General features: G+C 72.0%; 16 protein-coding genes and 2 tRNA genes. 11 read left to right on the forward strand and 7 right to left on the reverse strand.

Annotated elements, in window-relative coordinates:
• Positions 1-82: 82 nt before the first annotated feature.
• Positions 83-751 (reverse strand): TetR/AcrR family transcriptional regulator, encoded by a 669-nt coding sequence (locus VGE38_RS12720; RefSeq protein WP_331142917.1) that lies wholly within the window; start codon positions 749-751, stop codon positions 83-85.
• A gap of 135 nt (positions 752-886) precedes the next feature.
• Here VGE38_RS12720 and VGE38_RS12725 point away from each other — a divergent pair, with 135 nt between their 5' ends.
• The 8 genes from VGE38_RS12725 to VGE38_RS12760 all read left to right on the forward strand — a co-directional run bounded on the left by VGE38_RS12725 (position 887) and on the right by VGE38_RS12760 (position 7,536).
• Positions 887-2,536, forward strand: coding sequence for an amidohydrolase (locus VGE38_RS12725; protein WP_331142918.1), 1,650 nt, complete (start codon positions 887-889; stop codon positions 2,534-2,536).
• Positions 2,533-3,594: a C45 family autoproteolytic acyltransferase/hydrolase gene (locus VGE38_RS12730; protein WP_331142919.1), complete on the forward strand. Its 1,062-nt coding sequence runs from the start codon at positions 2,533-2,535 to the stop codon at positions 3,592-3,594. The genes VGE38_RS12725 and VGE38_RS12730 overlap by 4 nt, the downstream gene beginning before the upstream one ends.
• A 106-nt stretch (positions 3,595-3,700) precedes the next feature.
• On the forward strand, positions 3,701-4,186 hold the full coding sequence (locus VGE38_RS12735; RefSeq protein ID WP_331142920.1) for a peptidase inhibitor family I36 protein: 486 nt from the start codon (positions 3,701-3,703) through the stop codon (positions 4,184-4,186).
• 157 nt (positions 4,187-4,343) lie between these two features.
• The gene (locus VGE38_RS12740) at positions 4,344-4,871 is read left to right on the forward strand and encodes an RNA polymerase sigma factor (RefSeq protein ID WP_331142921.1); all 528 of its coding nucleotides are present in this window, start codon (positions 4,344-4,346) and stop codon (positions 4,869-4,871) included.
• The gene (locus VGE38_RS12745; RefSeq protein WP_331142922.1) at positions 4,846-5,946 is read left to right on the forward strand and encodes a CU044_5270 family protein; all 1,101 of its coding nucleotides are present in this window, start codon (positions 4,846-4,848) and stop codon (positions 5,944-5,946) included. The genes VGE38_RS12740 and VGE38_RS12745 overlap by 26 nt, the downstream gene beginning before the upstream one ends.
• Before the next feature lie 97 nt (positions 5,947-6,043).
• Positions 6,044-6,949, forward strand: a complete 906-nt coding sequence (locus tag VGE38_RS12750; RefSeq protein WP_331142923.1) for a hypothetical protein — start codon at positions 6,044-6,046, stop codon at positions 6,947-6,949.
• 38 nt (positions 6,950-6,987) lie between these two features.
• A tRNA-Asp gene (locus VGE38_RS12755) sits at positions 6,988-7,061 on the forward strand.
• Between the two features lie 118 nt (positions 7,062-7,179).
• A complete protein-coding gene (locus VGE38_RS12760) occupies positions 7,180-7,536 on the forward strand; it encodes a metallopeptidase family protein (RefSeq protein WP_331142924.1) in 357 nt (118 codons plus the stop codon).
• A gap of 69 nt (positions 7,537-7,605) precedes the next feature.
• Here VGE38_RS12760 and crcB (VGE38_RS12765) read toward each other — a convergent pair whose 3' ends face one another.
• Genes crcB (VGE38_RS12765) through VGE38_RS12775 form a run of 3 tightly spaced genes read right to left on the reverse strand, consistent with a single transcriptional unit; the run spans position 7,606 to position 9,292 of the window.
• A complete protein-coding gene (crcB, locus tag VGE38_RS12765) occupies positions 7,606-7,965 on the reverse strand; it encodes a fluoride efflux transporter CrcB (protein ID WP_331142925.1) in 360 nt (119 codons plus the stop codon).
• Complete coding sequence (gene crcB / locus VGE38_RS12770) at positions 7,962-8,387, reverse strand: fluoride efflux transporter CrcB (RefSeq protein ID WP_331142926.1); 426 nt, start codon at positions 8,385-8,387, stop codon at positions 7,962-7,964. Before crcB (VGE38_RS12770) ends, crcB (VGE38_RS12765) begins: the two co-directional genes overlap by 4 nt.
• 11 nt (positions 8,388-8,398) lie before the next feature.
• On the reverse strand, positions 8,399-9,292 hold the full coding sequence (locus VGE38_RS12775; RefSeq protein WP_331142927.1) for an ATP-binding protein: 894 nt from the start codon (positions 9,290-9,292) through the stop codon (positions 8,399-8,401).
• A 298-nt stretch (positions 9,293-9,590) separates the two neighbouring features.
• On the opposite strand from VGE38_RS12775, the gene VGE38_RS12780 reads away from it, so the two are divergent.
• On the forward strand, positions 9,591-11,060 hold the full coding sequence (locus VGE38_RS12780; protein ID WP_331142928.1) for an NAD(P)/FAD-dependent oxidoreductase: 1,470 nt from the start codon (positions 9,591-9,593) through the stop codon (positions 11,058-11,060).
• A gap of 6 nt (positions 11,061-11,066) precedes the next feature.
• Here VGE38_RS12780 and VGE38_RS12785 read toward each other — a convergent pair whose 3' ends face one another.
• The 3 genes from VGE38_RS12785 to VGE38_RS12795 form a co-directional block, all read right to left on the reverse strand.
• A complete protein-coding gene (locus VGE38_RS12785; protein WP_331142929.1) occupies positions 11,067-11,564 on the reverse strand; it encodes a hypothetical protein in 498 nt (165 codons plus the stop codon).
• Positions 11,565-11,640: 76 nt separating this feature from the next.
• On the reverse strand, positions 11,641-12,462 hold the full coding sequence (locus VGE38_RS12790) for a hypothetical protein (RefSeq protein ID WP_331142930.1): 822 nt from the start codon (positions 12,460-12,462) through the stop codon (positions 11,641-11,643).
• Positions 12,463-12,514: 52 nt separating this feature from the next.
• Positions 12,515-12,587, reverse strand: a tRNA-Lys gene (locus tag VGE38_RS12795).
• A 102-nt stretch (positions 12,588-12,689) separates the two neighbouring features.
• On the opposite strand from VGE38_RS12795, the gene VGE38_RS12800 reads away from it, so the two are divergent.
• Both VGE38_RS12800 and VGE38_RS12805 read left to right on the forward strand, forming a co-directional pair.
• Positions 12,690-13,784 (forward strand): tyrosine-type recombinase/integrase, encoded by a 1,095-nt coding sequence (locus tag VGE38_RS12800; protein ID WP_331142931.1) that lies wholly within the window; start codon positions 12,690-12,692, stop codon positions 13,782-13,784.
• A gap of 30 nt (positions 13,785-13,814) precedes the next feature.
• Entirely contained in the window at positions 13,815-13,967 is a 153-nt protein-coding gene (locus VGE38_RS12805) for a DUF3263 domain-containing protein (protein WP_331142932.1), read from the forward strand.
• Positions 13,968-14,100: the final 133 nt, after the last annotated feature.

Below are 14,100 nucleotides of genomic sequence, written 5' to 3' on the forward strand. Positions count from 1 at the left end.
GGCTGGCTGGCTGGCTGGGGTGTGGGTGTGGGGGTGGAGAGCGGCGCCGGCCGCGTGAGGAAAGCGGGGTCAGGAAACGGGGTTACGAAGCGGGGTCGGGAGCCGCGGCGGGAGGCAGGTGGGCCGAGCGCGCGCTGAGCGCACCCGGCGCCAGACCGAGCTCGCGCTCCGCCGTCTCGAACAGCAGCGCTCCGACGAGCGCGGTCACCTCGGTGACGTCCTCGTTGGCGTAGGTCGACGCCGCGTCGAGGAGCACCAGGATGAGGAGGGCGGATCGTTCGGGCGAGGCGCAGACGAAGTCACCGGTCTCCACGCCCGTGCGGATCAGCGCCGTGAGGAGCTCGCGGTTGAGCGTCTCCTGCTCGGCCAGCGACTGGCGCAGCAGGGCGTTGTAGCGACTGACGATGCGCGCGTTCAACCACAGCCGGCTGAAGTCGGCGCTGGCCGGGGACAGCACCTCGTCGAGCAGGGCGATGACCCGCTCGTCCGGGGGGCGGGTCGTGTCCGGCGCCAGCATGTCGGCCCGCTCGGTCTCCGCCGCATGCGCGAACGCCGTGGCGACGAGACCGTCGACCTCGGGGAAGTAGTGGCTGATCAGCCCCGGGCGCACACCGACGTCCTCGGCGACGCGGCGCAGGGTGATCCGCTCCAGCCCTTCCGCCAAGCCGATGCGGGCGGCGGCGGAGGCGATCTCCAGGCGCCGCTCCTCGGGCGAGCGACGCTTCCTCGGGGTTGCTTCCGGTGCGGTCATGGTGATGAAGGTAACGGATATTGGTCCTATGGCCAATAGTCTTGTTGGGCATTTGCTCAATATGTGATGATCAGGCAGACCGAGCCGCCGACACGCGGCGCTCGCACTGATCGGCGGAAAGCTGAGGGTGGCGCCATGACCTACGCAGACGTGATCGTCCGGGCGGGCCACGTGGTGGACGTGGACCGCGACGATCACTGGGACGGGGACGTCACTGCGTGCGTCGCCGTCGTCGGCGACCGCATCGTCGACGTCGGCGGTGAGGAGGTGCTGCGCTCGTGGTGCGGCCCGGCGACCGTCGTCCACGACTTCCCCGGCGCGGCGGTCCTGCCTGGGCTGGTCGACGCCCATGCCCATCCCGTCTGGGGATCGCTGAGTCGCGGCGCCAGCGTCGCCCTGACGCAGGCCGCGAGCCTCTCGGCGGTGCGGGAGCTGCTGGCGCCGGCGGTGGCGGCCCGACCCGCCGACGGCTGGGTCACCGGCTACGACCTCGACGTGAACGTCTACGACGGAGCGCCCGATGGCCGCGTTCTCGACGCCTGGTTCCCGGGAGTGCCGATCTCGCTCATGACCAGGGACGCTCACGCGCTCGTGGTCAGCCCCGCGGTGATCGCCGCGGTCGGCCTGACGGGGGAGGAGACGTTCGCCGACTCCTCCGTCGTCGTCACCGACGCTCACGGCCCCACTGGTTGGCTGGTCGAGCTGCAGGCGATGGACCTGGTGCTGGAGGCCAGTCCCGCGCCGCCGCTCGACGTCCAGGCACGCCACCTGCGCGAGGGGCTCGAGCTCCTGGCCTCGGGAGGACTCACGGGGCTGCATGCCCTGGACTTCCACGAGCCGTCGGAGCAGCTGTTGCGGCTGCTCGAGGCGGACGGCGACCTTCCCCTGCGGGTCCGGGCGTCGCCGCTCGTGCCCGCTGACTCTCCGCGGGAGGTGTGGGCCGAGATCGCCGAGCTGCACGGCCGGCGCGGCCGTCGCTGGGAGGTCGCCGGAGTGAAGCTCATGCTCGACGGCACCGCCGACAACGGCACCGCCTGGTTCGAGGAGCCCGACTCGATGGGCGAGAACCGGGCGGCGCTATGGCGCGACACCGCTGCCTATCGGGAGGCGGTCACCTTCTTCACCCGGCGGGGCATCCCGACGACCACCCACGCCATCGGGGACCGCGCGGTGCGCTTCGTGCTCGACGTCGTGGCCGAGGTCGGACATCCCGCGGCCGCCCCGCACCGCATCGAGCACATCGAGTCCATCCCCGATGACCTGCTGCCCCGGTTCGCGCAGACCGGAACCGTCGCGGGCCTCCAGCCCACCCACGGGACCCGCCTGACGCGGCCCGACCAGAGCGACCTCTGGTCCGTGCGCCTGGGCCCGCACCGGGTCGCTCGGGGGTGGCGGATCCGCGACCTGCTCGACCATGGCGCCGTCGTCGCCCTGAGCTCGGACTGGCCCATCGGTGTCGCCGACCCGCGCGTGGCGCTCGCCGACGCGCAGCTGCGGCGGCCCGTGGACGCGCCCGGGCGCGCCCGGACCCAGCCGGACCAGGCGATCAGCGCCGCCGAGGCATACCGGGCCATGACGCAGGCCCCGGCGGTCGCGTCCGGAACGACCCACACCCACGGCCGGGTCGCCACCGGCTACGCCGCTGACCTCACGGTGCTCGCGCAGGATCCGCTGCGGCTGCCGCCCGAGGCCCAGGCCGTCAACCCCGTCCTCGCCACCTTCGTCGGCGGGGAGCGCATCGAGCTCGCCACCACCCGTCACGACCCGATCAGGAGCCACCCATGACCCACGCATCCGGCCGCCTCCACCTCACCGTCACCGGTACGACCCGGGGCGACCTCGGGCGCAGTCGGGGTGAGCAGCTGGGGGAGGGGCTGGCCGCGGCGTACGACGCCTATGCCCAGCTGTTCCGGGTCGCGGGCGCCTCGCCGGACCGGGAGCGCGCCGGCGCCGAGCAGACCCTCGAGGTGCTCGGCGGTTGGCGCCCCGAGCTCGTGGACGAGCTGGAGGGCATCGCCGCAGCGACCGGTCTGGCCACCTGGCAGGTGGCGGCGCTCAACGCCCGCACCGAGATCCTGGCGGTCGGTGGCGTGGTCGCCCGCGAGTGCTCCACGATCGCCACCCGGGTCGCGGGCCGGCGGCTCGGCGTCCAGACCTGGGACTGGCACATCGAGCTCGACCCCTTCTGGCACACGCAGGAGGTCGACGGCCCCGGCCACCGGTACGCCGGGCTGACCGAGCAGGGCATCCTGGGCAAGATCGGCGTCAACGAGGCGGGCCTGGCCCTGCACTTCAACATTCTCGGCCACCACAGCGACGGCGTCGGAGGCGTCCCGATGCATGTGCTGTCGAGCGTGGTGCTGGCCGAGTGCGCGACGATCGACGAGGCGGTCCGGCTCGTCCGGGCGGCGCCGATCTCGTCCTCGTCGGCCTTCACGATGACCGACGCGACGCGGTCGGTGTCGCTGGAGATGAGCCCTGCGGGCGTCTACGAGATCACCGAGCAGGACGGTGCGGTCGTCCGCACGAACCACTTCCAGCACCCGACCCCGCTGGCCGGCCAGAAGGAGCTGTACGAGCCGGACTCCTCGGAGCGCCTGGCGTTGGTGCGCCAGCGGCTCTCGGCCGGGCTTCCCGCCGATGCCGACGAGCTGGTCGCGATGCTGGTGAGTGGCGAGGGCGAGCCGCCGCTGTGCTGCCGGGTCGACGACACCCTGCCGCTCGGACAGCGCTGGGCGACGCTCGCCACCACCGTCACCGACCCGGCCGCGCGCACGATCCGCGTGCTGGACGGCATGCCCACCGACGCCGCGCGAGGTCCGTGGCGGACCCTCTCGCTGTGAGTCCGCCGCTGTGCCCGACGACCCGTCTCCCGGAGAATTCTCCCGAAGGCGTTAGATCCGGAGCCGCCGCGCACAGTGGGTAGATGTGACTCTCCGCAGCCTTCCCATGACCGCGCTCTTCACCGCCCTGCTGGCCATCGTGCTCGCCCTCACCGTCGTGCCCGCTGCCTCGGCGGCGACCGACGCCGACACGGGTCTGAGCGAGGAGGCCGCCGGCGCGCTGGCCGCCCAGGCGGCCGAGATGCCCGGAGGCATCGTCGAGGGCAACACGATCGTCTACCCCGACGGCTCCTACTTCGTGGCGCTCGATGCCGAGACCTTCTCGCTCAGCGAGTGCAGCAGCGGCTACTTCTGCGGGTGGGCCCAGTCGAACTTCAGCGGGAGCTTCTTCGCCGTGTCCGGGTCGGGCGTGACCAAGAGCCTGAGCTGGTCGACGCGCTCGTACTGGAACCGTCGCTCCGCGATCGCGCGGCTCTACAACAACACCGCCACGGCCTCGACCTGCTTCGCGGTCAACGAGAGTCGCGCGACGATCGACTCCTCCTACTACACCCCCGACAAGGTGACGCTCTCGACGAGCACCAGCTGCTGAGGCGCCGTCCTGTCGGGCTGCCTGCCGGGCTGCCTGCCCGAACTGCCTCCCGGAGCCGACGTTTCTGGCCCGATCTGCCTGGATCTGCCTGCGACGTGTCGAATCAGGCCCTAGCCTGTGGCCGGGCACAGCGGGAGGACCAGCGGAAGGACCGGGTGTGGGGCCGTCGGACTTCGAGGAGTTCTTCCGTGCCGCCTACCCGCAGCTGGTCAGGTACGCGCAGCGCCGCTTCCCGCCCGAGCTGGCCGAGGAGCTGGCGTCGACCACGCTGCTGACGATCTGGACCAAGAACGTCGCTGCGCCCAGGGACGACGTCGAGTGGCGCACGCTGCACGCCTTCGCCTTCCGCATCCTCGACGGGCACATGAGGAACGCCGCGCGCGCCGAGTCGGCCCGGAGCGAGGCCGTCACGCGCGCCCAGGTGCAGAGCCCGGGGACTCCGGCGGGTGCTGACCCTGCCGAGGAGGTGGTGTCGGCGCAGTGGCCCGACTGGGCGAAGCCGCTGTCGCTGACCGATGCCGACGTTCTCGGCCTGGTCGTCGACGGCTACAAGGTCTCCGAGATCGCCCTCATCCTCGGCTGTGCGCCTGCGGCGGTGAGCATGCGGCTGCGGCGGGCCAGGAAGAAGGCGCTGCTGCTGTGGAGGAGGGAGGTCGATCGTGGACGGCGACAAGGAACTCGCTGAGCTGCGCGAGCTGCTGCTCCGCTCAGGCGCCGAGCCGCGTGACCTGACCCCGCTGCCCGGGCAGCAGGAGCGGATGGAGCGCTCGCTCGCGGCCATCGTCGCCACGCCGCGCGACGAGCGGTCGGCGCCGAGGCCGCTGCGGTCGAGGAGTCCGCGGCGGCGGCGTACGGCGCTCACGACCGCTGCCGTGGTCGCGACCGCGGCCGCGATCTCGGTGGTGCTGGTGCTGCGACCGGGTGACCCGACCGCGCCGGCCGCCCAGGCGGGGACTCCTCCGCTGCTGTCCTTCGAGCTCGCGCCGGACGGCCGGCTGCCCGCCTCCGGGCGGCCGGCGGCGGCCGAGCTCGAGCGACTCGCCTCGCTGCGGGCCGGACAGCCGACCGCGGGGTCCGGTGCGGTGCAGCACGTGTCCGTCGACGCGTGGTGGGCGGCGACGGTCGACTCCGGCGGACCCGCGCGACCCGCGACGACGGTGACGCCGGTGCACACCGACTCCTACTTCTTCCCCGACGCCACGCTGCGCGTCGTCGAGCGCCGGGGCGTGCCGCTGACCACCGCCGGCCGGATCGACGAGCCGGTCGACCTCAGCCGCGGCGCGGTCACCAGCGACGAGTCGTTCCCGAGCCCCGACCCGGGTCCACGCCACGCCGCCGGACTCCCGACGACCGCCGCCGGGGTCCGCGCCCGGCTCGCCCGCGACGACGACCCGGCCCTCTGCGATGACCAGCCGGCGGCCTGCCTGGTCAACGACATGATCGACCTGCACCGCTCCTACGTGGTGCCACCCGACGTCGACGCCGCGCTGTGGGGTGCCCTGGCCCGGGAGCCCGGCGTCCGCTATCTCGGCCGCACCACCGACCGGGTCGGCCGCGCGGCGGTCGCCTTCACGACGCCGTCCTACGACGGCGTCAGCCAGATCGTGGTCTTCGCCGATCCCACCACGGGTGCCTTCCTGGGCGACGAGCTGGTGCTGGTCGCGCCCTCGCCGTCGTATGCGCTGCGTCCGCCGGCGGTGACCTCGTTCTCCGCGGTGGTCGAGGCCCGCTGGATGCACGCGGCCGATGTCCCCCGCTGACGGCGCGCGTGCGTCCGGCTGCGTTAGATCTGGCCATGGCTCGCACATCTAACAGGTGAGACCCGCACCGGCATCGCCTCGGAGAACGACGATCCGCATGACTGACCTGCGTCGCCGCGTCGTCGGTCTCGGGCTCGTGCTGCTGACGGCCGCGTGCGGCGGGCAGTCGGAGGCCAGCCCGGACGAGCCGCGTCCGAGGGTCGCCACGTCCGTGCCGACGATCGCGTCGCTGCCCCGGGCGGTGCTTCCCTTCCACGCCGTCGTTCCCTCGCAGCAGCAGATCAACGACCGGGAGACCGCGACCGAGCTGCTCGTCGCGAGGTGCGTACGTCGACTCGGCCACGCCTACCGTGACGACGAGGCGCTGATCGGCGAGCCCTCGCTCCACGACAACCTGCCCTGGGGCGCTGCCGACCTCGCCACGGCCGCGCGGCACGGGTATCGCGATCCCCTCGCGACGCCGCGGCGTGTCCGCCCCGATCCCGACCCGGCGGTGCCGCCGACGCCGCGGGAGATCCTCGACCGCCCCGGCGGCGGCTGCCGGGGTGAGGCGGCGCGGATCCTGCGCGCCGACGTCGAGATCCCGATCCAGCGTGTCCTCGACAGCTACCAGCCGGACCGTGACCCCCTCATGGTCGCGGCCACTGCGGCGTGGGCTGCCTGCATGGAGGGGCGCGGCTACTCCTACACCGACCCCGTCGCCGCGTCGGCCGCCTTCGTCACCGGTGACCCCGACGTGCTCGAGGGCGTCACAGACGAGGAGCGGGCCACGGCGGTCCAGGACGTGCGCTGCAAGCAGGAGACCAACTATCTCGGCACGGCGCTCGCGGTCCACACCGCCTACCAGGAGCACGCTCTGGCCCGGTTCGCGAGTGTGGTGGCCGACCGGCAACAGTGGCTGGAGGAGCAGGCCGCTGCCGTCGCGCGCGTTCTCGCGGAGCACCGGCGGCGAGGGGCGCCGCTGGTGCGCGATCGGCCGTCGATTGGGAACGACGTCCGGTGATGGGTTAGAGTTCCACCGCTCCCGCAAGGGAGGCGAATGGCCCCGTAGCGCAGTTGGTTAGCGCGCCGCCCTGTCACGGCGGAGGCCGCGGGTTCGAGTCCCGTCGGGGTCGCACAGCGACGAGCGGTCCAGGCAGCAGCCTGGGCCGCTCGCTGCATTTCCGCTGCATCTCGGGGCACGCCCGGCTGTCGGGCCCTGGGGTCGCCCCAGCGTCGCCCTAGGGTTGCCCTGTGCCGATCGACGTGACTCCCGAGCGCTTTGACCAACTCGTCGACGACGCCATCGACACGATCCCCGAGGAGCTGGCGCGGCTGGTCACGAACGTCGTGGTGCTGGTCGAGGAGGAGCCGCCGGAGGGCGAGCCCGACGACCTGCTCGGCCTCTACGACGGCATCGCTCTCACGCACCGCGACACGCAGTACGGCGGCGCGCTGCCCGACCGGATCTTCCTCTTCCGGGGCCCGTTGCTCGATCTGTGCGACACCGAGGAGCAGCTGGTCGAGGAGGTCCGCATCACCGTGGTCCACGAGGTCGCCCACCACTTCGGCATCTCCGACGCGCGGCTGCACGAGCTCGGCTGGGCCTGATCCGGCGCCCGGGCTGACGCGGGCACCTGACCTGGCTCACGCCGACACGCCGGGAATCGGTTGCGGATGTCAGGTGCCCGGAGCGAGCCACCAGCCCAGCGACACGGCGGCGAGACCGACGGCGAGCGATCCGGCGACGTTCCCGACGACGGCGAGCCGGCGCCCGGAGGTCATCAGCACGTAGGTCTCCAGCGAGAAGGTCGAGAACGTCGTGAGGGCGCCGCAGAACCCGGTGCCGACCAGGGTCAGCGCCCAGGGCGGCAGTGCGGCCGAGCCGGCGACCAGGCCCAGCAGCAGCGACCCGGCGGCGTTCACGGTGAACGTGCCCCACGGGAAGCCGCTGCGGTGGTGGCCCTGCACCCACAGGTCGGTCAGGTAGCGCGCGGAGGCCCCGACGGCGCCCCCGAGCATCACCAGCAGCGCGGTCACGAGTCCGCCTCCGGCGTACCGACGACGCGCAACGTCAGCGACAGGCCTACCGCGACGGCGACCAGGCCGGCGACGACGCTCCCGGCGAGATAGGCCAGCGCGGCCGCCGGGCGGCCGGCGGCGAGCAGGTCGTGCCCGTCGAGGGCGTACGTCGAGAAGGTGGTGTAGCCGCCCAGCACCCCGACCCCGAGGAACGGCCGGACGTAGCGCACGTCGCGCCACACCGTGAGCATGAGCGCCGCCAGCACGCCGAGCAGCAACGACCCGGTGACGTTGACGAGCAGGACCGACCAGGGCAGCTCCGCGGCCCGGTCGGGGAGCAGCTCCGCCACGCCCCAGCGCCCGAGGCTGCCCAGCGCGCCGCCGACCGCGATGACCGCCGACAGGTCCGCCCGGGGACGGAAGGGGTCGGTCGGCGTCACGAGTCGCCAGGCTACTGCGCGAGTGCCTCCTGGTCGGGCTGAGCCGGCCACGGGCTGGCGGGCAGCCCGCGGGCCTGACGGATGTACTCCCCGAGGAACCACTGCTGGAAGGCGCGCTGCTCCGGACCGCGGGCCAGCGAGAGCAGCCGCTGGTCGCGGCAGAACGCGTCGGCGAGGTCGAGCAGGTCGAGCAGCTGCTGCAGCGTGGGACCGGCGGAGCGACGCATCCGCACCGTCATGTCCGAGCTCAGCGCCCCGGCCGCCAGCGCACCCTGGAACTGGCTGAGGCCGAGGCCGTCGTCGAGCTCCAGCTCCAGCGCGGCGAACAGGTCGGAGAGCCGGGTCGCGATGGGATAGGCCTCGCCGTGGGCGAGCGAGAGCAGCCGCACCTCGCGGCGCAGCTCGCGGAAGTGGTGTTGGAAGCCGACGTAGAGCGCCAGCGGCACGTCGGGGACGGTGACGTCGACGTACGCCGCGCCCTCCGGCGGCGGCGCGGGCAGCATCGCCTCGGGCGTGGTGACGCTGATGATGCCCTCGACGCCCTCGTCCTCGGCGAACTCCCGCGCGGGGGCGAACCAGACGACCTTGCCGTCCGCCTCGATCTCGGCGCCCCACGCGTCGGCGCTGCGGGCGACGATCGAGAGCCCGCGCCCGAAGGTCAGCAGCAGGCTGTCGTCGGGCTCGATCGCGAGCGGCCCCGGCAGCACCGGCCGCTCGCAGGAGGCGTCGCGGACCTCGACGCGCGGGTGCTCGCGGGTGCCGCGGACGCGCACCTGGATCGGGTCGGCGCCGTGCAGGATCGCGTTGGTGACCAGCTCGGAGACGCCGAGCTCGGCGCAGTCGACCAGGTCCTCACGATCGATGTCACGACAGGTCGCCACGACCCAGTGGCGTGCGTCTTGCACGCCACGTGGTCCTGGTCCCAGCGTGATGGCCGGTCGATTCAGCGGCAACGGGTCTCTCCAGCAGGTGGTGCAGGTTGGGCAGGCACGGTCCCGAGCACGTGTCTACGACCTCTCGGCAGCGGTATACCCCCGGTCGGTCCCTGTAAACCAGGGGACACGCGGATTTGCCGGTCTCCATGGGGCGCCACCGTGGGCGCCGGGGTGTGAGGCCGCCGTGGGGGGTACCGCTGTCTCGGGCCCCGCGGGGGCGCGGGAGAATGGCCATTGAACGTTCAAAGGCACCACGGAAGGTGTGGGGATGACAGCGAGTGGGTCGGCACGGCATCGGGTCGTCGTGATCGGTTCGGGCTTCGGAGGGCTCTTCGGCGCCAAGGCGCTCAAGGGCGCCGACGTCGAGGTCACGATGGTCGCCAAGACCACTCATCACCTCTTCCAGCCGCTGCTCTACCAGGTCGCCACCGGCATCCTGTCCCAGGGCGAGATCGCGCCGCCGGCCCGGGAGATCCTGCACAAGCAGAAGAACGCCACCGTGCTGCTGGGCGAGGTCACCGACATCGACCTCGAGGCCCGCACCGTCACCTCGCAGGTCCTCAACCGGACCACGACGCTGAGCTACGACTCCCTCATCGTCGCGGCCGGTGCCGGCCAGTCGTACTTCGGCAACGACCACTTCGCCGAGTTCGCGCCCGGCATGAAGAGCATCGACGACGCCCTGGAGCTGCGCGGCCGGATCTTCGGCTCCTTCGAGCTGGCCGAGCTGGCCGCCGAGCGCGGCGAGCCGTTCGACCACCTGCTCACGTTCGTGGTGGTCGGCGCCGGTCCGACAGGCGTCGAGCTCGCCGGGCAGATCGCCGAGCTGGCCCGCCGTACGCTCAAGCGCGACTTCACCAACATCAGCACCCAGCAGGCACGCGTGATCCTGGTCGACGCGGCGCCGCAGGTGCTGCCGCCGTTCGGCGCGAAGCTGGGCGAGAAGTCGCAGCGCGCGCTGGAGAAGATGGGCGTCGAGGTCGTCCTCGGTGCCATGGTGACCAACGTCGACGAGCGCGGCCTGGAGTGGAAGTTCAAGGACGGCCGCGCGGAGCGCATCGAGACGGTCACCAAGATCTGGGCGGCCGGCGTCCAGGCCTCGCCGCTCGGCAAGCTGCTCGCCGAGCAGACCGGTGCCCCGCTCGACCGCGCCGGCCGGATCGGCGTCAATCCCGACCTCACCCTGCCGGGGCACCCCGAGGTGTTCGTCGTCGGCGACATGATCAGCCTCGACAACCTCCCCGGCGTCGCACAGGTGGCGATCCAGGGCGCGAAGTACGCCGCCAAGGAGATCGACCGCCGCCAGAAGGGCAAGCCGTCGCAGGGGCCGTTCAAGTACTTCGACAAGGGCTCGATGGCCACCATCAGCCGCTTCAACGCCGTCGCGAGCGTCGGCAAGCTGAAGCTGTCGGGCTTCGTCGCCTGGCTGATGTGGCTGGCGGTCCACCTCTTCTACATCACCGGCTTCAAGAACCGGCTCACCGCGGTGCTGCACTGGTTCATCTCGTTCCTCGGCCGGGGCCGGCAGGAGCGCACCACCACGATCCAGCAGATCTTCGCCCGCTCCGCGCTGGAGCGGCTGGAGGGCGGCGCGTCGGCGCTGGTCTCGCCGCCGGGGGAGTACGACGCGGCGCGGGCGGCCGCGGAGGAGGAGCGTCGCCGGGAGCTGGAGGAGCGCGCGGCCGAGGAGGCGCGGCTCACCGACGCCGGCGAGCGCGGCGTCCACACGCCGGCGTGAGCTGAGCTACGAGGCGGCTCGGCCGGGCTCGGCCACCGAGGGGCGGTAGTAGCGCAGCACGCGCATGAACTCCGGACCGTCGACCATGGTGTGGTCGATGACGAACGGGCTCATGTCGCCACGGCGGAAGACCACCTTCCAGCTGGCGCGGCCGGGCTTGCCGTGGACCTCGATCGGCGTCAGCGGGCTGGTGAGGTCGAAGGTGAGCCGCGTGCCGCGGTGGAGGACGACGAGATGGCCGCCCCGCACCGACATCCGGGTCACGCTGGTGCCCGAGCGCACCGCCCACACGATCCCGACCAGCACCCACAGCGTCACGGCGATGCCGAGGGTGGTCGAGTCGCGCTCGCGGTAGGCCAGGTGGCTGCCGAGCAGCGCGCCGACGACGCTGATGGCCAGCGCTACGCCGACCATCGCGCGGGCCGTCGTACGCGGTGTGAAGGTGACGCGGAGCGGCGGTGCCTGCTCGCGCGAGAGATCCGAGAAACCCGAGAGGTCGTTCATGGCGGCACGTTACGCAGCGTGGCCGCAGTGGCGGTATCGGCCGTTCGGTGCATCCGGGCCGGGACCTAGGTCCCGATCAGGCGGCCGTCTCGCGGTAGTAGGACACCACGCGGGTGAACGCGTCGGGGTCGACCATCGAGGCGTCGAGGACGTACGGCGCCAGGCTGCGTCGAGGGAAGACGACCCGCCAGCCGCGCTGACCGGGCGTGCCGACCACCTCGACCGGCGTACGCCGGCTGGCGAGGTCGAACACCGTCCGGGTGCCGCCCCGGTAGATCTCCACCCGGCCGTCGGCCACGGTCACGACGGCCGCGGTGCTCCTCGCTCGCGCCACCCACAGTCCCACGGTCAGCAGCGCCAGCCCGGCCGCGACGCCGACCGCGCCGCCGGTGCGGGCCTGGGAGGCGAGCCAGACCGCGCCGCCGGTCGCCACCAGGCTCGCCAGGATCAGCAGCGCCAGCACGCGGCGTCGTACCTGGCCGGCGCGGAACTCCAGCGTCGCCGGTACGCCGGCCGCCGGCCGCGGCTCGGGCTTCGGCTCTCGGTCGGGCTTGGTCTCGGGCTCGCGCCGGTCGTCGGGATGGTCCTCGTGGAAGGCGTCGAGCACGACCGCCGCGGCTGCGACGGCGTCGGGCGCCGGCGGACGCTCGGGCTCGAGCGTGCCGTCGGCGAAGGCCTCGAGGATGGCGCCGGCCCGGGCCATGGTCACCAGCCGCGGGTCGGGAGCGGCGTCGGCGACCAGGCCGTCGGCCAGGTCACGCTCACGCTCGGGGAGCGTGTCGATGGGGGCCGGCGTCTCGACGACCCCGGGGAGCTCGCCACCCGCGTGGTGCGCGAGCCACTGGCCCATCAGGCCCTCGGCCTGGTGGGTCGCCTGCCTGCGATGCGAGCGACTCATGTCGGCTCAACGACGCAGGCCCCGCCGGGTTACCGGCCGGCTGGCTGTTCGGTAGGCCCTGTGGGACTCGAACCCACAACCCGCGGATTAAAAGTCCGATGCTCTGCCAATTGAGCTAAGGGCCCGTACACATGAAACCGCAGGTCAGAAGCGGTTTTCGGTACTATGTCGTATGGCTACATGTCGCCACGTAGGCTGTCATGTTGGCTACAGACAAAGGAGAGTCTATGGGAGAGCGCCGACTGCGCGGCGAGGGGAGCGTCTATCAGCGCGAGTCTGATGGTCGCTGGGTCGGCGTTGTCGATCTCGGATGGGTCGGCGGCAAGCGGGTTCGCAAGACCGTCACCGCGAAGACCCTCAAGGAGCTGCGACCGAAGTTCAACGCACTCAAGAAGCAGATCGACCAGGGCGTCATGGCTGACGACGCCACAGTCGAGACGTGGATGAAGCACTGGATGGCGGAGGTCGCCGGCAAGAAGGTCCGGCCCTCGACGCTCAACACCTATCAGACCTACATCGACAAGTGGATCGTCCCTCATCTCGGAAAGCGCCGGCTCGACAAACTGCGACCTGACCATGTCCGCGCTCTCTACTCCGTCATGGAGGCCGAGGGGAAGTCAGATGCGACGCGTCGGCAGGTGCATGCGATCCTGCGACGAGCCCTGGTGGTGGCCGAGCGTGATGGCCGAATCGCATCCAATCCGGCCGCCAAGGTCGACGCACCCCCGGTCGGCAAGGGCTCGCACGGCAAGTTCACGCTGCCGGAGGCGAAGAAGATCCTCGACGTACTCCGCAAGATGGACGATGAGCCGTTGGGCCGAGCCCGGTGGGCCGTGGCGCTGCTGGCCGGCCTTCGACAAGGCGAAGCGCTTGGGCTGCGTTGGACTGACATCGACTTCACGAACGAGGTCATCCAGGTCCGTCGTGCAGCACAGCGGATCCGCGGCGAGGGCATCCAGCTTGTGCCATTGAAGTCCAAGTCGTCGGAGCGCGACGTTCCGATGGTGGCGCCCGTGCTTGCGGCGCTCCGGGCCGTCACTGAGCGCGAGGGCTTCGTGTTCGGGCCCGACAAGCCGAAGGATCCGCGCCGAGACTGGCACGAGTGGCGGCAACTGCTCGAGCGCGCCGAGGTGCCAATGCTCCCGCTGCACGCGGCTCGGGCGACCACGGCATCGCTGCTGAGCGAGGCCGGCGTGCCCGACAAGACCATCGCCGAGATCCTCGGGCACTCCCAGGTGATCATCACGCAGAAGCACTACATCCACGGGGACCCGGAGATCCACCGTGCGGCGATGGGAAGGATGGGCGAACTTCTCGGCTGACTGTCGGCGGCTCGTCCTAGCCTCACCCCCATGTCCGAGACCGACCGCAACCTCCTCACTCTGGCCGCGACCCCGTACCGCTACGCCGCCTTGCGTGACGAGCGTGCCCTTGCCGAGTTCGGTTTGTCGCCAACCCGGTTCTGGGCGCGGGTCAACATGCTGCTCGACGACCCGACCGCGTAGGCTGCGATGCCGGTGGAGGTGCGGCAGTTGCGGCGGCTGCGGGACGCTCGGCGTGCGGCACGGAGCGCTGCGAGGCTGGGGTGAGTGAGCCGTGGGAGGTCGGTCAGCCGACGACGCCTCATCCGCGGCACGT

The sequence above is a fragment of the Nocardioides sp. genome (genome assembly GCF_036405735.1).
In the GTDB taxonomy this organism is placed as follows: domain Bacteria; phylum Actinomycetota; class Actinomycetes; order Propionibacteriales; family Nocardioidaceae; genus Nocardioides.